The organism is Cupriavidus lacunae (genome assembly GCF_003353055.1).
GTDB lineage: Bacteria > Pseudomonadota > Gammaproteobacteria > Burkholderiales > Burkholderiaceae > Cupriavidus > Cupriavidus lacunae.
This window is the reverse complement of record NZ_QKWJ01000003.1, coordinates 101,065-123,372: the sequence shown is the minus strand read 5'-3', so window position 1 is coordinate 123,372 and position 22,308 is coordinate 101,065. Positions and strand designations below refer to the sequence as shown.

20 protein-coding genes are annotated in these 22,308 nt (G+C 66.2%); 17 read left to right on the top strand and 3 right to left on the bottom strand.

The window, feature by feature from the left end; translation table 11 throughout:
- Positions 1-35 precede the first annotated feature (35 nt).
- The 5 genes from DN412_RS04040 (at position 36) to DN412_RS04020 (ending at position 7,434) form a co-directional block, all read left to right on the top strand.
- The gene (locus DN412_RS04040) at positions 36-1,823 is read left to right on the top strand and encodes an acyl-CoA dehydrogenase C-terminal domain-containing protein (RefSeq protein ID WP_115013340.1); all 1,788 of its coding nucleotides are present in this window, start codon (positions 36-38) and stop codon (positions 1,821-1,823) included.
- 76 nt (positions 1,824-1,899) lie between these two features.
- Positions 1,900-4,323 (top strand): 3-hydroxyacyl-CoA dehydrogenase/enoyl-CoA hydratase family protein, encoded by a 2,424-nt coding sequence (locus DN412_RS04035; RefSeq protein ID WP_115013339.1) that lies wholly within the window; start codon positions 1,900-1,902, stop codon positions 4,321-4,323.
- 20 nt (positions 4,324-4,343) lie between these two features.
- Positions 4,344-5,543, top strand: coding sequence for an acetyl-CoA C-acyltransferase (locus DN412_RS04030; protein ID WP_115013459.1), 1,200 nt, complete (start codon positions 4,344-4,346; stop codon positions 5,541-5,543).
- Between the two features lie 123 nt (positions 5,544-5,666).
- Positions 5,667-6,623 (top strand): DegV family protein, encoded by a 957-nt coding sequence (locus DN412_RS04025; protein ID WP_115013338.1) that lies wholly within the window; start codon positions 5,667-5,669, stop codon positions 6,621-6,623.
- Between the two features lie 34 nt (positions 6,624-6,657).
- Positions 6,658-7,434 carry an enoyl-CoA hydratase gene (locus tag DN412_RS04020; protein ID WP_115013337.1) on the top strand — a complete coding sequence of 259 codons (777 nt, stop codon included), beginning with the start codon at positions 6,658-6,660 and terminating at the stop codon, positions 7,432-7,434.
- Between the two features lie 245 nt (positions 7,435-7,679).
- On the opposite strand, the gene DN412_RS04015 is transcribed toward DN412_RS04020, so the two are convergent.
- Positions 7,680-8,084 (bottom strand): acyl-CoA thioesterase, encoded by a 405-nt coding sequence (locus DN412_RS04015; protein WP_115013336.1) that lies wholly within the window; start codon positions 8,082-8,084, stop codon positions 7,680-7,682.
- Positions 8,085-8,193: 109 nt separating this feature from the next.
- On the opposite strand from DN412_RS04015, the gene DN412_RS04010 reads away from it, so the two are divergent.
- From DN412_RS04010 to DN412_RS03980, 7 genes are all read left to right on the top strand, one after another.
- On the top strand, positions 8,194-10,092 hold the full coding sequence (locus DN412_RS04010) for an ABCB family ABC transporter ATP-binding protein/permease (protein ID WP_115013335.1): 1,899 nt from the start codon (positions 8,194-8,196) through the stop codon (positions 10,090-10,092).
- A gap of 82 nt (positions 10,093-10,174) precedes the next feature.
- Positions 10,175-11,167, top strand: coding sequence for a LysR substrate-binding domain-containing protein (locus DN412_RS04005; protein ID WP_115013334.1), 993 nt, complete (start codon positions 10,175-10,177; stop codon positions 11,165-11,167).
- Positions 11,168-11,270: 103 nt separating this feature from the next.
- Positions 11,271-12,578 (top strand): Glu/Leu/Phe/Val family dehydrogenase, encoded by a 1,308-nt coding sequence (locus tag DN412_RS04000; RefSeq protein WP_115013333.1) that lies wholly within the window; start codon positions 11,271-11,273, stop codon positions 12,576-12,578.
- Between the two features lie 264 nt (positions 12,579-12,842).
- Positions 12,843-13,742, top strand: a complete 900-nt coding sequence (locus DN412_RS03995; protein ID WP_115013332.1) for a glutamate/aspartate ABC transporter substrate-binding protein — start codon at positions 12,843-12,845, stop codon at positions 13,740-13,742.
- Positions 13,743-13,805: 63 nt separating this feature from the next.
- Positions 13,806-14,534 (top strand): amino acid ABC transporter permease, encoded by a 729-nt coding sequence (locus tag DN412_RS03990; protein ID WP_078195276.1) that lies wholly within the window; start codon positions 13,806-13,808, stop codon positions 14,532-14,534.
- A 9-nt stretch (positions 14,535-14,543) separates the two neighbouring features.
- Positions 14,544-15,227, top strand: coding sequence for a glutamate/aspartate ABC transporter permease GltK (gene gltK, locus DN412_RS03985; RefSeq protein ID WP_115013331.1), 684 nt, complete (start codon positions 14,544-14,546; stop codon positions 15,225-15,227).
- On the top strand, positions 15,224-15,958 hold the full coding sequence (locus DN412_RS03980) for an amino acid ABC transporter ATP-binding protein (RefSeq protein WP_115013330.1): 735 nt from the start codon (positions 15,224-15,226) through the stop codon (positions 15,956-15,958). The genes gltK and DN412_RS03980 overlap by 4 nt, the downstream gene beginning before the upstream one ends.
- Positions 15,959-16,158: 200 nt before the next feature.
- Here the strand turns inward: DN412_RS03980 and DN412_RS03975 are convergent, their stop codons facing one another.
- Entirely contained in the window at positions 16,159-16,368 is a 210-nt protein-coding gene (locus tag DN412_RS03975; RefSeq protein WP_115013329.1) for a hypothetical protein, read from the bottom strand.
- Positions 16,369-16,740: 372 nt separating this feature from the next.
- On the opposite strand from DN412_RS03975, the gene DN412_RS03970 reads away from it, so the two are divergent.
- Complete coding sequence (locus DN412_RS03970; protein WP_133303027.1) at positions 16,741-16,923, top strand: hypothetical protein; 183 nt, start codon at positions 16,741-16,743, stop codon at positions 16,921-16,923.
- A gap of 81 nt (positions 16,924-17,004) precedes the next feature.
- Here the strand turns inward: DN412_RS03970 and DN412_RS03965 are convergent, their stop codons facing one another.
- Complete coding sequence (locus DN412_RS03965) at positions 17,005-17,835, bottom strand: class II glutamine amidotransferase (RefSeq protein WP_042884080.1); 831 nt, start codon at positions 17,833-17,835, stop codon at positions 17,005-17,007.
- Between the two features lie 139 nt (positions 17,836-17,974).
- Between DN412_RS03965 and DN412_RS03960 the strand changes: the two genes are divergently transcribed.
- Genes DN412_RS03960 through DN412_RS03945 form a run of 4 tightly spaced genes read left to right on the top strand, consistent with a single transcriptional unit; the run spans position 17,975 to position 22,279 of the window.
- Entirely contained in the window at positions 17,975-19,048 is a 1,074-nt protein-coding gene (locus DN412_RS03960) for a tartrate dehydrogenase (protein ID WP_115013327.1), read from the top strand.
- Positions 19,045-20,352: a glycerate kinase type-2 family protein gene (locus tag DN412_RS03955; protein WP_115013326.1), complete on the top strand. Its 1,308-nt coding sequence runs from the start codon at positions 19,045-19,047 to the stop codon at positions 20,350-20,352. The genes DN412_RS03960 and DN412_RS03955 overlap by 4 nt, the downstream gene beginning before the upstream one ends.
- A 44-nt stretch (positions 20,353-20,396) precedes the next feature.
- Positions 20,397-21,431: a dihydroorotase gene (gene pyrC, locus DN412_RS03950; protein WP_115013325.1), complete on the top strand. Its 1,035-nt coding sequence runs from the start codon at positions 20,397-20,399 to the stop codon at positions 21,429-21,431.
- Between the two features lie 20 nt (positions 21,432-21,451).
- Positions 21,452-22,279, top strand: a complete 828-nt coding sequence (locus DN412_RS03945) for a DUF3025 domain-containing protein (protein ID WP_115013324.1) — start codon at positions 21,452-21,454, stop codon at positions 22,277-22,279.
- The last annotated feature ends 29 nt before the right edge of the window (positions 22,280-22,308 follow it).

Sequence of the window (22,308 nt, the reverse complement as noted above, 5' to 3'; positions counted from 1 at the left end):
GCGTGGCGGCATCGTATAACTCCAAGGAGTCTCAGATGGGCCAGTACACCGCACCGTTGCGCGACATGCAGTTCGTGCTCCATGAACTGCTCGGCGCCGAAGCCGAACTCAAGGCGATGCCCCCGCACGCGGACATCGACGCGGACACCATCAACCAGGTCATCGAGGAAGCCGGCAAGTTCTGCTCGGACGTCGTGTTCCCGCTGAACCAGGTGGGCGACCGCGAAGGCTGCACCTACGTCGGCGACGGCGTGGTCAAGGCCCCCACCGGCTTCAGGGAAGCCTACCAGCAGTATGTCGAAGCCGGCTGGCCGGCACTGGCGTGCGACCCGGCCTACGGCGGCCAGGGCCTGCCCATCGTGGTCAACAACGTTGTCTACGAGATGCTGAACTCGGCCAACCAGGCCTGGACCATGTATCCGGGCCTGTCGCACGGCGCCTATGAGGCCCTGCATGCACACGGCACGCCCGAACTGCAGCAGGCCTACCTGCCCAAGCTGGTTTCGGGCGTGTGGACCGGCACCATGTGCCTGACCGAGCCGCACTGCGGCACCGACCTGGGCATCCTGCGCACCAAGGCCGAACCGCAGGCCGACGGCTCCTACCTGCTGACCGGCACCAAGATCTTCATCTCCGCCGGCGAGCACGACCTGGCCGAGAACATCATCCACCTGGTGCTGGCCCGCCTGCCGGATGCGCCGGGCGGCACCAAGGGCATCTCGCTGTTCGTGGTGCCCAAGTTCATCCCCGATGCCAGCGGCAACCCGGGCGAGCGCAACGGCATCAAGTGCGGCTCGATCGAGCACAAGATGGGCATCCACGGCAACGCCACCTGCGTGATGAACCTGGACGGCGCGCGCGGCTGGCTGGTGGGCGAGGCCAACAAGGGCCTGAACGCCATGTTCGTGATGATGAACGCCGCCCGCCTGGGTGTGGGCGCGCAGGGCCTGGGCCTGACCGAAGTGGCGTACCAGAACTCGGTCGCCTACGCCAAGGACCGCCTGCAGATGCGCTCGCTGACCGGCCCGAAGGCGCCGGACAAGCCGGCCGACCCGATCATCGTGCACCCGGACGTGCGCCGCATGCTGCTGACGCAGAAGGCCTACGCCGAAGGCGGCCGTGCGTTCAGCTACTGGACCGCGCTGCAGATCGACCGCGAGCTGTCGCATCCGGACGAGGCCGTGCGCAAGCAGGCCGGCGACCTGGTCGCGCTGCTGACGCCGGTGATCAAGGCCTTCCTGACCGACAACGCTTTTACGTCCACCAACGAGGGCATGCAGGTGTTCGGCGGCCACGGCTACATCGCCGAGTGGGGCATGGAGCAATACGTGCGCGATGCGCGCATCAACATGATCTACGAAGGCACCAACACCATCCAGGCGCTGGACCTGCTGGGCCGCAAGATCCTTGGCGACATGGGCGCCAGGATGAAGGCCTTCGGCAAGATCGTGCAGGAGTTCGTCGAGGCCGAAGGCACCAACGAAGCCATGCAGGAGTTCGTCAACCCGCTGGCCGACCTGGGCGACAAGGTGCAGAAGCTCACCATGGAAATCGGCATGAAGGCGATGGGCAACGCCGATGAAGTGGGCGCTGCCGCGGTGCCGTACCTGCGCGTGGTGGGCCACCTGGTGTTCTCGTACTTCTGGGCCCGCATGGCCAAGATCGCGCTGGAGAAGGAAGGCAGTGGCGACAAGTTCTACGCCACCAAGCTGGCCACGGCACGCTTCTACTTTGCCAGGCTGCTGCCGGAAACCGCCGCCGAGATCCGCAAGGCGCGCGCCGGCTCGGCCACGCTGATGGCGCTGGACGCAGACCTGTTCTGAGTCGACTCTATCCGCCGCTCCCGACCGGGGACGGCGGCTTCGCATCTGTCTAACGCTCACTAATCCAGGAGCGAGCATGTCCAATTTCATCGTCAAGAAAGTCGCCGTGCTGGGTGCCGGCGTCATGGGGGCGCAGATTGCCGCCCACCTGATCAATGCGCGTGTGCCCGTGGTGCTGTTTGATCTGCCGGCCAAGGAAGGCCCGAAGAACGGCATCGCGCTGCGCGCCATCGAGAACCTGAAGAAGCTGTCGCCCGCGCCGCTGGGCATCAAGGACGAAGCCGGCCTGATCCAGGCGGCCAACTACGAAGACGATATCGCGCTGCTCAAGGAATGCGACCTGGTGATCGAAGCGATCGCCGAGCGCATGGACTGGAAGCACGACCTGTACAAGAAGGTCGCCCCGCACCTGGCCTCGCACGCGATTTTCGCCACCAATACTTCGGGACTGTCGATCACCGCGCTGTCCGATGGCTTCGATGCCGACCTGAAGTCGCGCTTCTGCGGCGTGCACTTCTTCAACCCGCCGCGCTACATGCACCTGGTCGAGCTGATCCCGACCGCGACCACGCAGCCGCAGATCCTCGACCAGCTCGAAGCCTTCCTGACCACCACGCTCGGCAAGGGCGTGGTGCGCGCCAAGGACACGCCCAACTTTATCGCCAACCGCGTCGGCATCTTCTCGATCCTGGCCGTGTTTGCCGAAGCCGAGAAGTTCGGCATCCCGTTCGACGTGGTCGACGACCTGACCGGCTCCAAGCTGGGCCGCGCCAAGTCCGCCACCTTCCGCACCGCGGACGTGGTCGGCCTGGACACCATGGCGCACGTTATCAAGACCATGCAGGACACCCTGCACGACGACCCGTTCGCGCCGGTGTACAAGACCCCGGCCGTGCTCAAGGGTCTGGTCGACGCGGGCGCGCTGGGCCAGAAGACCGGCGCCGGCTTCTACAAGAAGGAAGGCAAGGCCATCAAGGTGCTGGATGCCAAGACCGGCCAGTACGTCGATGCCGGCAAGAAGGCCGACGAGATCGTCGTGCGCATGCTGAAGAAGGAGCCGGCCGAGCACATCAAGCTGCTGCGCGAATCGACCAATCCGCAGGCGCAGTTCCTGTGGTCGGTGTTCCGCGACGTGTTCCACTACATCGCCGTGTACCTGGAGCAGATCGCCGGTTCCGCCGCCGATATCGACCTGGCGATCCGCTGGGGCTTCGGCTGGAACTCGGGTCCGTTCGAAGACTGGCAGTCGGCCGGCTGGAAGCAGGTGGCCGAATGGGTGAAGGAAGACGTGGAAGGCGGCAAGGCGCTCTCCGACGCGACGCTGCCGGCCTGGGTGTTCTCCGGCCCCGTGGCCGAGAACCAGGGCGTGCACGCCGCCGCCGGTTCGTGGTCGCCCGCGACCCAGTCGTTCGAAGCGCGCAGCACGCTGCCGGTGTATCAGCGCCAGGCGTTCCGCGCTGCGATCAAGGGTACCGCCGCGGCCGATTCGCGCAAGGCGGGGCGCACCGTCGAAGAGAACGACGCCGTGCGCATCTGGGTGAGCGAGGGCCAGGACGATGTGCTGGTGGTCTCGTTCAAGAGCAAGATGAACACCATCGGGCCGGACGTGATCGACGGCCTGACCCGCGCCATCGACCTGGCCGAAGCCGGCTACAAGGGCCTGGTGGTGTGGCAGCCGACCTCGCTGCAGCTCGGCGCGCCGGGTGGTCCATTCTCCGCCGGTGCCAACCTGGAAGCGGCCATGCCCGCCTTCATGATGGGTGGTGCCAAGGGCATCGAGCCGTTCGTGAAGAAGTTCCAGGACGGCATGATGCGCGTGAAGTACGCCTCGGTGCCGGTGGTGTCGGCGGCGTCCGGCATTGCGCTCGGCGGTGGCTGCGAACTGATGCTGCACTCGGCCGCGCGCGTGGCCGCGCTGGAAACCTACATCGGCCTGGTCGAAGTGGGCGTGGGCCTGGTGCCGGCCGGCGGTGGCCTGAAGGAAGCCGCGCTGGCAGCCGCGCGTGCGGCGCAAGCCGCGGGCAGCACCAATTACCTGCAATTCTTGACCAGCCGCTTCCAGAGCGCGGCCATGGCCAAGGTGTCCGGCTCGGCGCTGGAGGCGCGCCAGATGGGCTACCTGCAGCCGTCCGACAGGATCGTGTTCAATGTGCATGAGTTGCTGTACGTGGCGCAGAACGAAGTGCGCGCGCTGGCCAATGCCGGCTACCGCGCGCCGCTGCCGACGCTGGTGCCGGTGGCGGGCCGCTCGGGCATTGCCACCATCAAGGCATCGCTGGTCAATATGCGCGACGGGGGTTTTATCTCGGCGCACGACTTCCTGATCGCCAGCCGCATTGCCGAAGCGGTGTGCGGCGGCGACGTCGAGGCCGGCTCGCTGGTGAGCGAGGACTGGCTGCTGGCGCTGGAGCGCAAGGCCTTTGTCGACCTGCTCGGCACCGGCAAGACGCAGGAGCGCATCATGGGCATGCTGCAGACCGGCAAGCCGGTGCGCAACTAAAAGGCAAGCGAGGAACCGACATCATGAAACAACTGCAAGACGCATATATCGTTGCGGCCACCCGCTCGCCGATCGGCAAGGCGCCCAAGGGCGCGTTCAAGAACACGCGCCCGGACGACCTGCTGGCCACCATCCTGAAGGCCGCGGTGGCACAGGTGCCGAACCTGGACCCCAAGCTGATCGAAGACGCCATCGTCGGCTGCGCAATTCCTGAAGCGCAGCAGGGCCTGAACGTGGCGCGCATCGGCGCGCTGCTGTCGGGTCTGCCCAATACCGTGGGCGGCATCACCGTCAACCGTTTCTGCGCCTCGGGCGTGAGCGCGGTGGCGATGGCCGCCGACCGCATCCGCGTGGGCGAGTCCGACGTGATGATCGCCGCCGGTGTGGAATCGATGAGCATGGTGCCGATGATGGGCAACTCGCCGTCGATGTCGCCGGAGATCTTCACCCGCGACGAGAACGTCGGCATTGCCTACGGCATGGGCCTGACCGCCGAGAAGGTGGCGCAGCAATGGCAGGTCAGCCGCGAAGACCAGGATGCGTTCTCGCTGGCCTCGCACCAGAAGGCCATTGCCGCGCAACAGGCGGGAGAATTCAAGGACGAGATCACGCCTATCGAAATCGTCGAACGCTTCCCGGATCTCGCAAGTGGCCAGGTGAGCGTGAAGACGCGTACGATCTCGCTGGACGAAGGTCCGCGCCCGGAGACCTCGCTGGAAGGCCTGGGCAAGCTGCGCCCGGTGTTTGCCAACAAGGGCAGCGTCACCGCCGGCAACAGCTCGCAGACCTCCGACGGCGCCGGCGCGCTGATCCTGGTCTCGGAAAGGATCCTCAAGCAGTTCAACCTGGTGCCGCTGGCACGCTTCGTCTCGTTCGCGGTGCGCGGCGTGCCGCCAGAGATCATGGGCATCGGCCCCAAGGAAGCGATTCCGGCGGCGCTGAAGGCGGCAGGACTGACCCAGGACCAGCTCGACTGGATCGAACTGAACGAGGCCTTTGCCGCGCAGTCGCTGGCGGTGATGCGCGACCTGCAACTCGATCCGGCCAAGGTCAATCGCATGGGCGGCGCGATTGCGCTGGGCCACCCGCTGGGTGCCACCGGTGCGATCCGTTCGGCCACGGTGGTGCATGCGCTGCGCCGCCACAACCTGAAGTACGGCATGGTGACCATGTGCGTCGGCACGGGCATGGGCGCCGCAGGTATTTTCGAGCGCGTCTAAACGCGCCTGCGTGACGGTCCGGGGCATTGCCGCCCCGGACCGTCACGCCCTTCTGTCAGGTGAAGAAAGCAGTACCGGGGCTGCCGCCCGCGACGCGGGTCACCAGGTAGGGGAGACAATAATATGCAGGAGACAGCCATCCTGGCCGATGCCGCGTGCGATCTGCCGCGCGACGTCATGGCCGAGCTGAAGGTCCACACCATTCCGTTCCGCATCCGCGCGGGCGAGCATTTCGTCGCCGATACGCGCGATGAAGACGCGCTGCCCACGCTCTACCAGCAATACCTGGTCGGCCGCCAGGACCACTACGCCGAATCGATTCCGCTGCTCGAGCGCGAGCTGGAAGAACACCTGCTGAGCAACGTGGTGGCCCACTGCGACCGCGCCATCCTGTTCACCATCGCCAGTTCGCGCAGCAAGCTGTATGCGCATGCCACCGGCGCCGTGATCGGCACCGTGGCGCGCAGCGTGCGCTTGCGCAAGGAAGCGGGGCGCACGGGACTGTTCGACCTGACCGTGGTCGACACTGGCGCGATCGGCCCGGGCCAGGCGCTGATCGTGCGCGAAGCCGCGCGCATGGCCACCGCGGGCGCCAGCCCGCAAGCGGTGCGGGAAGCGGTCGAGACCCGCATGCGCGATGCCGCCCACATGTTCCTGGTGCCCGACGAGCTGCTCTACATGTACACGCGCGCGCGCCAGAAGGGCGAGGGCAGCATCACCTGGGGCCGCTACGTGATGGGCAGCGCCTTCAATATCCGCCCGGTGGTGCGCATGCACCGCGGCCATACCGAGGCCATCGCCAAGGCGCGTGGCTCCGAGGAGGGCGCGCGCCGCGTGCTGCAGCATGCCGAGCAGTGCATCCGCGGCGGCGACCTGATGGTGCCGGCGATCTCGGTCTGCTATGCCGGCCCGCTCGACGCGGTGCGCGCGATGCCGGCGTTCCAGTCGCTGTCGCGCACCGCGCGCGGCCAGGGCGTGGAACTGATGCTGGCGCCGATGAGCCTGACCGTGGCGCTGAATGTCGGCGCGCGCGCGTTCGGGCTGAGCTATCTTTCGGAATCGCCGCCGCCTTTTGAATAACCCTCCCAGCAATGCATCCACAGACGAGGACACCATGAGCATCCGCACCGGCATTGAGCAGGGCATCCTGACCATCGAGTTCGACCGCATCGACAAGAAGAACGCCATCACCGCGGCGATGTACCAGGCCATGGCCGACGCGCTGCGCGCGGCCGAGACCGACCGCAACGTGCGCGCCATCCTGCTGCTCGGCAAGCCGGAGATCTTCACCGCCGGCAACGACCTGGAAGACTTCATGCAGCGCCCGCCGACCGCGGGCGAAGGCGCGGAGCAGGCGCCGGTGTTCCAGTTCCTCTACCAGATCAGCCACGCCACCAAGCCGATCGTCGCGGCCGTCAGTGGCGCCGCGGTCGGCGTGGGCACCACCATGCTGCTGCATTGCGATCTGGTCTATGCGTCCGACACGGCCAAGCTGTCGCTGCCGTTCGTGCAGTTGGGCCTGTGCCCCGAGGCAGCTTCCAGCCTGCTGCTGCCGCGCCTGGTCGGCTACCAGCGTGCAGCCGAGAAGCTGCTGCTGGGCGAGGCCTTCAGCGCGCAGGAGGCGCTGGAGATGGGGCTGGTGACGCGCGTGCTGCCGGTGGCCGAACTGCATGACTTCGCGCTGCAGCAGGCGCGCAAGCTGGCGGCGCTGCCGGCGTCTTCGCTGCGCGAGACCAAGCGGCTGATGAAGGCGGGCGATGTGGCGGCGGTGGAAAAGCAGATGGCCGACGAGGGCACGGTGTTCCGCCGGATGCTGGTGGCGCCGGAAGCGAAAGAGGCGTTTGCTGCCTTCTTCCAGAAGCGGAGGCCGGATTTTATGAAGTTTGAGTGAGGGGGGAGGGATTTGGGGTAGCGTTTTATGCGGTTGGTTTGTGGCTCTTGGCGGGGCTGCTGGTCGTTGGCTTGGTTATGTAGACATACCCAAGCAAGCCAACGAGCAAGAAGCCCCGCCGGTTAAAGCCGGCGAAACAGCCCACGCCCACCAAGCACGAAAACCAACCGCGTAGCAATAAGCCCCAAAAAAAAGCCGCCTGCACAGTGCAGGCGGCTTCTTTGCATTCGGGCCAGGCAAGGCCCTCAAGCTGACGGCAACACCCGCGGCAGCCGCGATTCATCCGTGGCCACATACGTCAGCGTGGCCTCCGTCACCTTGACGATCTCATTGCTGTGGCGCATCCGTTGCGCATAGACCTCGACCGCGACCGTGATCGAGGTGCGGCCGGTCTTGACGATGTCCGCATAAAAGCTGACCAGGTCGCCCACAAACACCGGGTGCTTGAACAGGAAGGAGTTGACCGCGACGGTGGCCACGCGGCCCTGGGCGCGTTCCACCGCCGGGATCGACCCGGCGATATCCACCTGCGCCATGATCCAGCCGCCAAACACGTCGCCGTGCACATTGGCGTCGGCGGGCATCGGCACCACGCGCAGAGCGGGATTCTTGCCGGCGGGCAGGGCGGGGACGGTGTCGGGAGCGTTCATGACGGTGTGTGGTGGACTGCGGAAGAGGGGCGGGGCGCGGCGAAAGACCCTTCGCCTGCCACGTAATGCGAACTCTGCGACAATCGCGCATTGGCCCGAATTCTAACGTATGCGCCGCTATTCCACGACCGCTGAGCCGGCCCCCGCTCCTGCTTCCAACACGCTCTTCCCCGGTCAGCGCGCGCCGCGCAGCGACTGGCAGACGGTACGCAACCTGCTGCCCTATGTCTGGCACTACAAGTGGCGCGTGATGCTGGCGCTGGTGTGCCTGGTGGCGGCCAAGGTGGCCAACCTGGGCGTGCCGGTGCTGATGAAGCGGCTGATCGACAGCATGAATCTGCAGCCGGGCGACCCGCGCGCGCTGCTGGCGGTGCCGGTCGGGCTGATCGTCGCCTACGGCGTGCTGCGGCTGTCGGCGACGCTGTTCACCGAGTTGCGTGAAATCCTCTTTTCCAAGGTCACGCAGAGCGCCGTGCGCGAGATCGCGCTGCAGGTGTTCCGGCACCTGCATGCGCTGTCGCTGCGCTTCCACCTGGACCGGCAGACCGGCGGGATGAGCCGCGACATCGAGCGTGGCACGCGCGGCATCCAGTCGCTGATCTCGTATTCGCTGTACAGCATCCTGCCCACGCTGGTGGAGATGGGGCTGGTGATCGGCTTCTTTATCCTGCACTACGACATCTGGTTCGCGGCCATCACCGGCTGCGCGCTGGTAGGCTATATCGTCTTCACCATCGTGGTGACCGAGTGGCGCACGCATTTCCGCCGCCGCATGAACGAGCTGGATTCGCGCGCCAACCAGAAGGCGATTGATTCGCTGCTCAACTTCGAGACCGTCAAGTACTTCGGCAATGAAGAATACGAGGCGCAGCGCTACGACGAGAACCTGCGCAAGTACCGTACCGCGGCAATCCGCTCGCAGAACTCGCTGTCGTTCCTGAACTTCGGCCAGCAGGCCATCATCGCGGTGGGGCTGATCCTGATCCTGTGGCGCGCCACCGTGGGCGTGGTCGACGGCAAGCTTACGCTGGGCGACCTGGTGCTGGTCAATACGCTGATGATCCAGCTCTATATCCCGCTGAACTTCCTCGGTGTGATCTACCGCGAGATCAAGCAGGCCACCACCGACATGGACCGCATGTTCGTGCTGCTGGGCACGAACCAGGAGGTGGCGGACGCGCCCGGCGCGAGGCCGCTGCAGGTCAACGGCGCGCAGGTGCGCTTCCGCGACGTGCGCTTCAGCTACGAGCCGGACCGGCTGATCCTGGACGGCGTGGACTTCACCATCGCGGCGGGCACCACCACCGCGGTGGTGGGGCACAGCGGCTCGGGCAAGTCGACGCTGGCCCGACTCTTGTTCCGCTTCTACGACGTTAACGGCGGCGCCATCGAGATCGACGGCCAGGATATCCGCGCGATCAGGCAGGACAGCCTGCGCCGCGCCATCGGCATCGTGCCGCAGGACACGGTGCTGTTCAACGACAGCATCTTCTACAACATCGCCTATGGCCGGCCCGACGCCAGCCGCGACGAGGTTATCGCCGCCGCGCGCGCCGCGCAGATCGACAGCTTTATCCGCGAGCTGCCGCAGGGCTACGATACGCCGGTGGGCGAGCGCGGCCTGAAGCTGTCCGGCGGCGAGAAGCAGCGCGTGGCGATCGCGCGCACGCTGCTGAAGAACCCGCCGGTGCTGGTCTTCGACGAGGCCACCTCGGCGCTCGATTCACGCACCGAGCAGGCGATTCAGGCCGAGCTGATGCGGCTGGCGCAGAACCGCACCACGCTGCTGATCGCGCATCGGCTGTCCACCGTCGTGCATGCCGACCAGATCCTGGTGATGGACCACGGCCGCATCGTCGAGCGCGGCACCCATGCCGAGCTGATGCGCGCGGGCGGCCGCTATGCCGAGATGTGGGAAATCCAGGCCCGCGCCGCCGCCAAGGGCGGCGAAGCCGTGGTCGCGGATGCGCTGGCACTCGACGTGGGCGACGCCACGCAGGACGCCTGACGGGTCAATATCGCCACCGGGCCGGCCACGTCCGGCGCCGCGCAGGTGACGAACAGGCGGGCGCGGGTGGATAATCCGCGTCATGGAAATCAAATGGCTTGAAGACTTCGTCAGCCTGGCCGAGACGCACAGCTTCTCGCGCTCGGCCGAGCTGCGCCACGTCACGCAGCCCGCGTTCTCGCGCCGCATCCAGTCGCTGGAGGCGTGGGTCGGCACCGAGCTGATCGACCGCTCGAGCTACCCCACCAGCCTGACCCCGGCCGGCAAGGTGTTCTACGAGCAGGCGCTGGCCATGCTGGCGCAGGTCAGCGAGACCCGCGCGCTGATGCGCGGCCAGCGCTCGGCCAATGCCCAGGTGCTGGAGTTCGCGGTGCCGCATACGCTGTCGCTGACCTTCTTTCCGGAATGGCTCAAGGCGCTGGAACGCAAGATCGGCACGCTGCCGTGCCGGCTGCGCGCGCTCAACGTCCACGACGCGGTGCTGATGCTGGTGGAGGGCGGCTGCGACCTGGTGATGGTCTACCACCACGCGCGCCAGGCCATCCAGCTGGATCCGTCACGGTACGACATGCTGGTGCTTGGTACCGAACGGCTGTCGCCCTACAGCGTGCCGGATGCCGCCGGCAAGCCGCAGTTCCGGCTGCCGGGCTCGGACAAGAAGCCGGTGCCCTTCCTCAGCTACACGCCCAACGCCTTCCTTGGCCGCATGGTCGACCTGCTGCTGGCCGATACCTCCGAAGCGCTCAAGCTCGACAAATGCTACGAGACCGACATGGCCGAGGCGCTCAAGGTGATGGCGCTGGCCGGCCACGGCATGGCCTTCCTGCCCGAAAGCGCGGTGCACGAGGACGTGGCCGCGGGGCGGCTGGTACGGGCCGAGTCGGCGCGCGGGCTGCCATTGTCGATCGACATGGAAATCCGCCTGTACCGCGAGCGTCCGGGCGAGAACGGCAACGAACGCCGCGCCGGGGCGCGCCGCAAGCGCCAGCTGGTCGACCATGTGTGGTCGACCTTGTCGGCGGCGCAGTCAGCTCAGGCCAGCCAGCCAGCCGGGGCCCAGGTTTCCGCCAGATGACAAGGTTATGCAGGTTTTGCATGGCCGGATGAGCAAACGGCATTGGATTCAGGCGTGGCGCCACCCCTAAGCTTGCGGGCATTCTTCACACCGGAACCCACCGATGTCTTCCGCAGCACCGACCAATATTGCTGGCCAAAAGCACGCACTCCCGTCTTACCTCAACGTCGACAATCTCGGCCCCTGGGGCATCTACCTGCAGCAGGTTGACCGTGTCACGCCTTACCTGGGCTCGCTGGCACGCTGGGTCGAAACGCTGAAGCGCCCCAAGCGCGCCATGATCGTCGACGTTCCCATCGAGCTGGATAACGGCACCATCGCCCACTTCGAGGGCTACCGGGTGCAGCACAACCTGTCGCGCGGCCCGGGCAAGGGCGGCGTGCGCTTCCACCAGGACGTGACGCTGTCCGAGGTGATGGCGCTGTCGGCCTGGATGTCGGTGAAGAACGCCGCGGTCAACGTGCCCTACGGCGGTGCCAAGGGCGGCATCCGCGTCGACCCGCGCACGCTGTCGCACGCCGAACTGGAACGCCTGACGCGCCGCTACACCAGCGAAATCAACATCATCATCGGGCCGAGCAAGGACATTCCGGCGCCGGACGTGAACACCAACGCCCAGGTCATGGCCTGGATGATGGACACCTACTCGATGAACTCCGGCAGCACGGCCACCGGCGTGGTGACCGGCAAGCCGATCTCGCTGGGCGGCTCGCTGGGCCGTCATGAAGCCACCGGCCGCGGCGTGTTCGTGGTCGGCTCCGAAGCCGCCCGCAACCTGGGCCTGGAAATCAAGGGCGCGCGCGTGGCGGTGCAGGGCTTTGGCAACGTGGGCGCCGTGGCGGCCAAGCTGTTCCATGAAGCCGGCGCCAAGGTGGTGGCGGTGCAGGACCACCGCACCACGCTGTTCGACCCGGCCGGCCTGGACGTGCCGGCGATGATGGAATACGCCTCGCACAGCGGCACCATCGAAGGCTTCCGCGGCGAAGTCCTGCGCACCGGCCAGTTCTGGGAAGTCGACTGCGACATCCTGATCCCGGCCGCGCTGGAAGGCCAGATCACGGCCCAGAACGCGCCGCAGATCAAGGCCCGCCTGGTGATCGAGGGCGCCAACGGCCCGACCACGCCGGAAGCCGACGACATCCTGCGCGAGCGCAATATCCTGGTGTGCCCGGACGTGATCGCCAACGCCGGCGGCGTGACCGTGTCCTACTTCGAATGGGTGCAGGATTTCTCCAGCTTCTTCTGGACCGAGGAAGAGATCAACCAGCGCCTGGTACGGATCATGCAAGAAGCCTTCCGGGCAATCTGGCAAGTGGCACAGGACAACAAGGTGACGCTGCGCACGGCGGCGTTTATCGTGGCCTGCACGCGGATCCTGCAGGCGCGCGAGATGCGCGGCCTGTATCCCTGATCAGGGCAAGGGAAACGGGGCGAGGCACCGCCATGGTGCAATGCAATAATCGTCCCGTCCCCTGGGTCATGACCGCCAGACGCGGTCTTCGGCAAGCGCCGGAGACCGCGTTGTCGTATCCGGACGCCGTGCGCAGTGATTGCCCTGAAGTGGGGTTCTAGGAGAAAACCCAGTTGTATTGCGGCGGATGCTGCGCAATACTGTTTCACCAGTAGGGGGTTTATCTCTAGATTCCCGCTTTCTCTTCATGGTCAAGGAGATGTTATGAATTTTGCCAAGTTGGCTGCCCTGATGATTGCCGGGGGCGTGATGTGCGGGACGGCACAGGCAGCTGATCAACTGACGGGCACGCTGAAGAAGATCAAGGACACCGGCGTCATTACGCTCGGCGTGCGCGAGTCGTCGATTCCGTTCAACTACAACCTGGGCGGCGTGCGGCAAGTTGGCTACTCCTACGATATCAACATGAAGATCGTGGAAGCCATCAAGGACCAGCTGAAGCTGCCGAGCCTGCAGGTCAAGGAAATCCCGATCACCTCGCAGAACCGCATCACGCTGCTGCAGAACGGCACCATCGACATCGAGTGCGGCTCCACCACCAACAACCTGGACCGTCAGAAGCAGGTTGCCTTCACCAACTCCATCTTCATCATCGGCACGCGCATCATGGTGAAGAAGGATGCGGGTATCAAGGACTGGGCCGACCTGAAGGGCAAGAACGTCGTCACCACCGCCGGCACCACGTCGGAGCGCCTGCTGCGCAAGATGAACGACGACCAGAAGCTGGGCATGAACATCATCAGCACCAAGGACCACGGCCAGTCGTTCCTGACGCTGGAGTCGGGCCGCGCGGTCGCGTTCATGATGGACGACGCGCTGCTGTATGGCGAACGCGCCAAGGCCAAGAACCCGGCCGACTGGATCGTCGTGGCCAAGCCGCAATCGCGCGAGTCCTATGGCTGCATGATCCGCAAGGACGATCCGCAGTTCAAGAAGCTGTCTGACACGGTTATCTCCGGCATGATGAAGGACGGTGCGGTCAACACCCTGTACACGAAGTGGTTCATGCAACCGGTGCCGCCGAAGGGCCTCAACCTGGATTTCCCGCTGTCCGACGACATGAAGGCGCTGATCAAGGCGCCTAACGACAAGGCGCTGGACTGACCTGCCGTTGACAGTAGTGCGAAACGGAAGGCATGTCCTTCCGTTTCTTTTTGAGGACGCATCATGAACTACAGCTGGCATTGGGGAGTCTTCCTCGAACAGGCCGCCCAGAACGAGACCTACCTGGACTGGATGATCTCGGGCCTGAAGGTGACGCTCGCGCTGGGACTCTCGTCCTGGGTCATCGCCCTGGTCATCGGCTCGGTGCTTGGCGTGCTGCGCACCGTGCCCAACAAGTGGCTGGCGGGCATCGCCGCCACCTACGTCGAAATCTTCCGCAACATCCCGCTGCTGGTGCAGCTGTTCATCTGGTATTTCGTCGCGCCCGAGCTGCTGCCCGGCGGCGAGGCGATCAAGCAGATGAACCCGTTTGCGCAGCAGTTCATCGCCGCCATGCTGTGCCTGGGCACCTTCACCGCCGCGCGGGTCTGCGAACAGGTGCGCTCGGGCATCAACTCGCTGGCGCGCGGCCAGAAGAACGCCGGCCTGGCCATGGGCTTCTCGCTGCCGCAGACATACCGCTATGTACTGCTGCCGATGGCCTTCCGCGTGATCGTGCCGCCGCTGACCTCCGAATTCCTGAACATCTTCAAGAACTCGGCGGTGGCGTCGACCATCGGCCTGCTGGAACTGGCGGCACAGGGCCGGCAACTGGTGGACTACACTGCGCGCCCGTATGAATCGTTTATCGCGGTCACGGTGATGTATGCGCTGATCAACGTGACGGTGATGCTGATCATGCGCTGGGTGGAAGCCCGCACGCGCGTGCCCGGCTTCATCGGCGGCAAGTAAGGGGGCGCCATGGCTTATTCCTTCGATTTCACCTCGATCAACCCCTCTACGCTGCATGTGCTGGGCGAGGGCATGATGGTCTCGCTCAAGATCACCGTCACCGCGGTGGTGGTGGGCATCGTCTGGGGCACCATCCTGGCGATGATGCGGCTGTCGTCGTTCCGGCTGCTGAACTGGTTTGCGCAGGGGTACGTGACCATCTTCCGCTCCATCCCGCTGGTGATGGTGCTGCTGTGGTTCTTCCTGATCATCCCGCAGGTGCTGCAGAACCTGTTCAACCTGTCGCCGGCGACCGACCTGCGCATGACGTCCGCGCTGGTGGCCTTTGCGCTGTTCGAGGCCGCGTACTATTCCGAGATCATCCGCGCGGGTATCCAGAGCGTGTCGCGCGGGCAGATGTTCGCGGCGCAGGCGATGGGCATGACCTACGGCCAGTCGATGCGGCTCGTGATCCTGCCGCAGGCGTTCCGCAACATGGTGCCGCTGCTGCTGACCCAGGGCATCATCCTGTTCCAGGATACGTCGCTGGTCTACGTCAGCGCGCTGGCCGACTTCTTCGGCCAGGCCTACGGCATCGGCGAACGTGACGGCCGTATCGTCGAGATGCTGCTGTTTGCCGGCCTGGTGTACTTCCTTATCTGCTTCTCCGCTTCGCTGCTGGTCAAGCGTTACCAGAAAAAGGTGGCTGTATGATCGAAATCAACAATGTCTCCAAGTGGTACGGCGCCTTCCAGGTGCTGACCGACTGCACCACCAAGGTCGCCAAGGGTGAAGTGGTGGTGGTGTGCGGCCCGTCCGGGTCGGGCAAGTCCACGCTGATCAAGACCGTCAACGCGCTCGAGCCGTTCCAGAAGGGCGATATCCTGGTCGACGGCACCTCGGTGGGCAATCCCAAGACTAACCTGCCCAGGCTGCGTTCGCGCGTGGGTATGGTGTTCCAGAACTTCGAACTGTTCCCGCACCTGTCGATCACCGAGAACCTGACCATTGCGCAGATGAAGGTGCTCGGCCGCTCCAAGGACGAGGCAATGGCGAAGGGCCTGAAGTACCTGGATCGCGTGGGCCTGAGGAGCCAGGCCGACAAGTACCCCGGCCAGCTGTCGGGCGGCCAGCAGCAGCGCGTGGCGATTGCACGCGCGCTGTCGATGGACCCGATCTGCATGCTGTTCGACGAGCCGACCTCGGCGCTGGACCCGGAGATGGTCAACGAAGTGCTGGACGTGATGGTGCAGCTGGCGCAGGAAGGCATGACCATGATGTGCGTGACCCACGAAATGGGCTTCGCGCGCAAGGTGGCCAACCGCGTGATCTTCATGGACCAGGGCAAGATCGTCGAAGACGCCGACAAGGAAGAGTTCTTCGGCAATATCGAAGCCCGCTCCGAGCGCGCGCGCCAGTTCCTGTCGAAGATCCTGCATCACTGAACGGCCTGGCAGTACGAGGAAAACGGGGCGCCTCGGCCCTGCTGCCAAAAGAAGGGTGTTGAAAGCGCGGGATCGGCGATAAGGCTGGTCCCGCGTTTTATTTGGAATGCCGCGGCCTGCCACGGACTCCATCCGCACCTGATTGAATGCGCTGGATGATTGCGAGGAGGGCGATGCGGACCCGCCCCCTTTCGCATGTTTCACCGGAGGTGGACAAAGCCATCGCCCACCGAGTTGATGAGCTGCCCGTCAACGTAGACAGGTAGCGGATCGCCGTCCGGCGTCGTCAGCAGGACGCCAGGGGAGAGTTGCTGGCCTGGAATCTTCATGCGGCCGCCTTGCACGGCATGCATTTGGCTGCTGTCCAGGGTCTGTTCAGCGCTCAGGTCTTTAACGGTCATGGTTGTCATTGCAGTCTCCAACAAAGAAAGGGCGAAGGGCCCGGGATAGGATCGAACGTCGGGTAACGCTCGCTGCAGAACAATGCAGCTACCGTGCCAATCGCCTTGCAAAGTGGCCTGCTGTGCCGCGATCGGGGACGACCCGCGCGCGTCGCCGCCCTTTCCCCGCGCGCGGTTGTGCAAGGAAGCCGCGGAGTGTTGGGAAACACCAGACTCCTCAGGCGGGCCGGAGGAGATTTACCAACACAGCCAAGGCGTTCTGGTCGATGACGATGAGTCGGTGGGCACAGTTGTGTGCGCGGAGCTTTTGGCATGGTCCATGCTGGGCGGTTGGTGAGCGCGATGTCCAGGGCGCTCACCCATCATCTCCAGGAGACCATCATGACCACACTTGCCATCAAAGACTTGGCCCGCATGGAAGGGCTAGAGACATCGACGATGCGCAGCATCGCGGGCGGCGTTTTGTACCATCCGATTGTCAGCTTCATCCCGCCGGAGTTGGAGCGTTGGCTGCCGAAAGACCTGCCCTGGCCAGTAAAGCCAGTGGACCCGAGGTACTTCTGACACCGTGCGCGCGTTCGGTGGCTGGCGTGGGCGGCCTGGTTGGCGTGAGCGACCGGCCTGCGCCGGCGCCCGCGCGGCGGATCACGTGCAGGCCGTGTTGGCCGCGTTCTTCGCCTGCACCTCCGGCGGGATCGGCACCGTCAGCGTCATGGTGGGGCGCCCGTCCTCGAACATGATCAGCTCGCCCGGGGCGAAGCGGGTCCAGGTCTCGTTGTCGGTCAGCGGCTGGGTGGCGATCACCGCCACGCGGTCGTCCGGCGTGGTGACCTGGGCGAAGTCGATCGACAGGTCGGCATCGATCAGGTGCGCGGTCGAGAACGGCCACTGCCGCACCAGGTAGTAGAGGTGCGTCGAGCAATGCGCGAACAGCGCCTGGCCATTGCACAGCAGGAAGTTGAAGACCCCGTGCAGCGTGATTTCGCGGGTGATGTCGGCCAGCGCATGGCCGAGTTCGTTCAGCGGCGGCTGCGAGCCCGGAAAGCGCTTGCGCAGGCCCTGCATTAGCGTGCAGAAGGCCAGCTCGCTGTCGGTGTCGCCCACCGGCTGGTAGACGCCGGACAGGAACGGGGAGAAACCCTTGAGGTCGCCGTTGTGGGCAAAGATCCAGTGCCGGCCCCATAGCTCGCGCATGAAGGGGTGGCAGTTCTCCAGCAGCACCGTGCCCTGCGTCGCCTTGCGGATATGCGAGATGACGTTCTTCGACTTGATCGGGTAGCGCTTGATCAGGTCCGCCACCGGCGAGGTGCCGGCGGACTGGTTGTCGATAAACAGGCGGCAGGCCTTGTCCTCGAAGAAGGCGACACCGAAGCCGTCGGCGTGGTGGTCGGTCAGACCTCCGCGCGCGGCAAAGCCGGTGAAGGAGAACGTCACGTCGGTCGGCGTGGCGCAGTTCATGCCTAGCAGCTGGCACATATCGGGGCACCGGTCGGCAGCGGGCTGCCACTTTGCAATAGAATGCAGACATTATCCCGCGCCCCCGGGCCGCTGCCAAGCAGCGTGGCCCGGACCGCGCGCGGCGACCGGCCATCCTGCTCGTACCTCCCCAATAACCATGCGCCAATACAAGATCGCCGTGATTCCCGGAGACGGAATCGGCACGGAAGTCATGCCCGAGGGCATCCGCGTGATGGACGCCGCGGCGCGGCGCTTCGGCATCGACTTCCAGTGGGACCACTTCGACTTTTCCAGCTGCGACTACTACGCCCGCCACGGCAAGATGCTGCCGGACGACTGGTTCGACACGCTGGTCAAGTACGATGCCATCTACTTCGGCGCGGTGGGCTGGCCTGACGCCGTGCCCGATCATGTCTCGCTGTGGGGCTCGCTGCTGCAGTTCCGGCGTTCGTTCGACCAGTATGTGAACCTGCGCCCGGTGCGGCTGATGCCAGGCATCAGGAGCCCGCTGGCCGGCCGCCAGCCTGGCGACATCGACTTCTACGTGGTGCGCGAGAACACCGAGGGCGAGTACTCAAGCATCGGCGGGCGCATGTTCCCGGGCACCGAGCGCGAGATCGTGGTGCAGGAAACCGTGATGAGCCGTACCGGCGTCGACCGCATCCTGAAGTTTGCCTTCGAGCTGGCCCAGAAGCGTCCCAGGAAGCACCTGACGTCGGCGACCAAATCCAATGGCATCTCGATCACCATGCCGTACTGGGACGAGCGCGTCGAGGCGATGGCGGCCAGCTACCCCGGCATCAAGGTCGACAAGTACCACATCGACATCCTGACCGCGCATTTCGTCCAGCACCCCGACTGGTTCGACGTGGTGGTGGCCAGCAACCTGTTCGGCGACATCCTGTCCGACCTGGGGCCGGCCTGCACCGGCACCATCGGCATCGCGCCGTCGGGCAATATCAATCCGGACCGTACCTTCCCCAGCCTGTTCGAGCCGGTGCACGGCTCGGCCCCGGACATTGCCGGGCGCGGCGTGGCCAACCCGATCGGCCAGATCTGGTGCGGCGCCATGATGCTGGAGCACCTCGGCCATGAGGAGGCCGGTGCCGCGGTGCTTGGCGCGATCGAGAAAGTGCTGGCAGCCGGACCCGATCATGCGCCGCTGACGCGCGACATCGGCGGCACGGCCGGCACGGCCGACCTGGGCCTGGCCATCGCGGAGGCGCTGTGAGCGGGGCATTCGCGGGCGATCCCCGCGCCCTCCTGCTGGACAGCTTCCACGCCGCCGTGGCGGCGGCCGATCCGCTGCAGATCGTGGCGCAGCACCTGCCGCCGCCACATGCGGGCGGCCGCACGCTGGTGGTCGGCGCGGGCAAGGCGGCGGCGTCGATGGCCGCGGCGGTCGAACGTGCCTATGCCGGCAAGGCCACCCTGGAAGGGCTGGTGGTCACGCGCTACGCGCACGGGCTGCCGACCGACCATATCCGCGTGATCGAGGCCGGCCACCCGGTGCCCGACGAGGCCGGCGAGCAGGCCGCCGCCGATATCCTGGCCAGCGTGCAGTCGCTGACGCCGCAGGACCGGCTGCTGGTGCTGGTGTCCGGTGGCGGCTCCAGCCTGTTGTCGCTGCCGGCCGAGGGCATCCCCATGGCCGACCTGAAGGCGACCACGCGGGAACTGCTGCGCTGTGGCGCACCGATCACCGAGATGAATATCGTGCGCAAGCACATCTCGCGCATCCAGGGCGGGCGGCTGGCGCAGGCAAGCCGCGCGCCGGTGACCACGCTGATCGTCTCGGACGTGGCCGGCGACGATCCCAGCGCGATCGCCTCGGGCCCGACCGTGGCCGATCCGAGCACCTTTGCCGATGCGCTGGAGATTCTGCGCCGCTGGGGCGCGCAGGTGCCGGCGAGCGTCCAGGCGCACCTGGAGCGCGGCGCCCGCGGCGAGGTGCCAGAGACGCCCAAGCCGGGTGACGCGCTGTTCGCACAGGTCGACAACCGCATGATCGCCACCGCCCACGGCAGCCTGGAGGCGGCCGCGGCGCTGTTCCGCGATCGTGGGATCACGCCGGTGGTGCTGGGCGATACCGTGACCGGCGAAGCGCGCGAAGTCGCCCGCGTCTACGCCGCGCTGGTGCGCGAGATTCGCGCGTACAATGCGCCGTTCGCCGCGCCCGTAGTGCTGATTTCCGGAGGTGAGTGCACCGTCACTTTGCCGGCCGGCGGCGGTGCCGCCAAGGCGCGTGGCGGGCGTTGCTCCGAGTTCCTGCTGTCGCTGGCGGTCGAGCTGGACGGCATGCCCGGCGTGCATGCGATCGCGGCCGACACCGACGGCATCGACGGTTCGGAGGACAATGCCGGTGCGCTCGCCGATCCGACTACGCTGGTGCGTGCCGCGGCCGCGGGCTTGCCGGGACTGCGCCAGCTCGACGCGCACGACGCCTGGGGCCTGTTCGATGCCATTGGCGACCTGGTGGTCACTGGCCCGACGCGCACCAACGTGAACGACTACCGCGCCATCCTGATTCTCTGATTTCGACGAACGCCCGCCGCCGCCGCGGCAGGCCCAAGCTAGCCATGACCCAGAAGCTCACCATCACCCGCCCGGACGACTGGCACCTGCACCTGCGCGACGGCGCCGCCCTGGCCGCCGTGCTGCCCGACACGGCGCGCCAGTTCGCACGCGCCATCATCATGCCCAACCTGAAGCCGCCCGTGACCACGGTGGCGCAGGCGCAGGCCTACCGCGCCCGCATCCTGGCGGCGCTGCCGGCCGGCATGCAGTTCGAGCCGCTGATGACGCTGTACCTGACCGACAACACCACGGCCGAAGAGATCGCCGCGGCCAAGGCCGGCGGTTTCGTGCACGGCGTCAAGCTGTACCCGGCGGGCGCCACCACCAACAGCGACGCGGGCGTGACCGATATCCGCCGCTGCTACCCGGCGCTGGAAGCGATGCAGCGCGCGGGCCTGCCGCTGCTGGTGCACGGCGAGGTGACCGACCCGAGCATCGACATCTTCGACCGCGAAGCCGTGTTCATCGACCGCGTGATGACGCCGCTGCGCCGCGACATGCCCGAGCTGAAGGTGGTGTTCGAGCACATCACCACCAAGGACGCTGCCGAATACGTGCGCGATGCCAGCAGCCCGGTCGGCGCCACCATCACCGCGCATCACCTGCTCTATAACCGCAACGCCATCTTCACCGGCGGCATCCGCCCGCACTACTACTGCCTGCCGGTGCTCAAGCGCGAAACCCATCGCGAGGCGCTGGTGGCGGCCGCCATCTCGGGCAGCCCGCGCTTCTTCCTGGGCACCGACAGCGCACCGCACGCGCGCGGGCTGAAGGAGCACGCCTGCGGCTGCGCCGGCTGCTATACCGCACTGCATGCGATGGAGCTGTATGCCGAGGCCTTCGACGCCGCCGGCGCACTGGACAAGCTGGAAGCCTTTGCCAGCTTCAACGGTCCCGCCTTCTACGGCCTGCCGCGCAACACCGGCACGCTGACGCTGGAGCGCGAGGACTGGGAACTGCCGGCCGAGCTGCCCTACGGCGACACCACGCTGGTGCCGTTGCGCGGCGGCGAGACGCTGCGCTGGAAAGCGCGCTAAACGCTGCTGAGGCCTTGCCCATGCAGGGTCTTGCGGCGGACGAGCCCTTCGTCGCCGCGCTGGCCGGGATCGACTGGTCCCGGCCGTGGTTCCAGCCATTTGCGGCGCAGGGTGCCGCGCTGGCCGCGGCCGTGCAGGGCGGCGCCGACCTGCGCGTGCAGCTCGACGCGCATGCCGCCCGGCTCGGGCTGCGCAATGCGCGCGGCCTGCCGCTGCGCTTTATCGCCCAGCAGGCCTTGCCCGAAGGCAGCGCCTATGAGGCGCATATCCACGCCACGGGCGAAGTCCCCACCCGGGACAATCTCCATGATTTCTTTAACGCGCTGATCTGGCTGCATTTCCCGCAGGCCAAGCGCGTGCTCAACCAGATCCAGGCCGAAGTCATCGCGCGCGAAGGCGTGCAGACCGCGCGCGGCGGCGTGCGCGATGCGGCGACCCTGTTCGACGAGAATGCGGTGCTGTTCGTCAGTGTCGTGCCGGGACTGGCCGATGCGCTGAAAGGGTTTGCGTGGCAGCGCCTCTTCGTCGAGGCCCGGCAGGCCTGGGGCAGCGATTGCGCGGTGGTGCCGTTCGGCCATGCGCTGCTGGAAAAACTGGTGCAGCCGTACAAGTCGGTCACCGCGCATGCGTGGGTGCTGCCGCTGGCGCCAAATCAGGCTGCAGGCACGTCGCTTGACGCTATGCTGGCGGAATCCCTCGTTGGCGCGACCCGGGCTGGCGCGCTGCGCGGCGGGCGCAGCTTTGCACCGCTGCCGGTGATGGGCATCCCGGGCTGGTGCGACGACAACGCCAAACCTGGCTTCTACGCGGATACCACGGTATTCCGGCCGGGACGCCGCGCCGGCTGAAGTCGCCGCCAATCGGTGTTAGACTGCGG

Bases quoted from the DNA above. Each gene is read 5' to 3' on its own strand.
- DN412_RS03970 (WP_133303027.1), top strand. From the start codon at position 16,741: ATGACCACACTTGCCATCAAAGACTTGGCCCGCATGGAAGGGCTAGAG.
- DN412_RS04000 (WP_115013333.1), top strand. From the start codon at position 11,271: ATGTCTTCCGCAGCACCGACCAATATTGCTGGCCAAAAGCACGCACTC.
- DN412_RS04035 (WP_115013339.1), top strand. From the start codon at position 1,900: ATGTCCAATTTCATCGTCAAGAAAGTCGCCGTGCTGGGTGCCGGCGTC.
- DN412_RS03980 (WP_115013330.1), top strand. From the start codon at position 15,224: ATGATCGAAATCAACAATGTCTCCAAGTGGTACGGCGCCTTCCAGGTG.
- pyrC (WP_115013325.1), top strand. From the start codon at position 20,397: ATGACCCAGAAGCTCACCATCACCCGCCCGGACGACTGGCACCTGCAC.
- DN412_RS04005 (WP_115013334.1), top strand. From the start codon at position 10,175: ATGGAAATCAAATGGCTTGAAGACTTCGTCAGCCTGGCCGAGACGCAC.
- DN412_RS03995 (WP_115013332.1), top strand. From the start codon at position 12,843: ATGAATTTTGCCAAGTTGGCTGCCCTGATGATTGCCGGGGGCGTGATG.
- DN412_RS03945 (WP_115013324.1), top strand. From the start codon at position 21,452: ATGCAGGGTCTTGCGGCGGACGAGCCCTTCGTCGCCGCGCTGGCCGGG.
- DN412_RS04040 (WP_115013340.1), top strand. From the start codon at position 36: ATGGGCCAGTACACCGCACCGTTGCGCGACATGCAGTTCGTGCTCCAT.
- DN412_RS04015 (WP_115013336.1), bottom strand. From the start codon at position 8,084: ATGAACGCTCCCGACACCGTCCCCGCCCTGCCCGCCGGCAAGAATCCC.
- DN412_RS04010 (WP_115013335.1), top strand. From the start codon at position 8,194: ATGCGCCGCTATTCCACGACCGCTGAGCCGGCCCCCGCTCCTGCTTCC.
- DN412_RS03975 (WP_115013329.1), bottom strand. From the start codon at position 16,368: ATGACAACCATGACCGTTAAAGACCTGAGCGCTGAACAGACCCTGGAC.
- DN412_RS03990 (WP_078195276.1), top strand. From the start codon at position 13,806: ATGAACTACAGCTGGCATTGGGGAGTCTTCCTCGAACAGGCCGCCCAG.
- gltK (WP_115013331.1), top strand. From the start codon at position 14,544: ATGGCTTATTCCTTCGATTTCACCTCGATCAACCCCTCTACGCTGCAT.
- DN412_RS03965 (WP_042884080.1), bottom strand. From the start codon at position 17,835: ATGTGCCAGCTGCTAGGCATGAACTGCGCCACGCCGACCGACGTGACG.
- DN412_RS04025 (WP_115013338.1), top strand. From the start codon at position 5,667: ATGCAGGAGACAGCCATCCTGGCCGATGCCGCGTGCGATCTGCCGCGC.
- DN412_RS04020 (WP_115013337.1), top strand. From the start codon at position 6,658: ATGAGCATCCGCACCGGCATTGAGCAGGGCATCCTGACCATCGAGTTC.
- DN412_RS03960 (WP_115013327.1), top strand. From the start codon at position 17,975: ATGCGCCAATACAAGATCGCCGTGATTCCCGGAGACGGAATCGGCACG.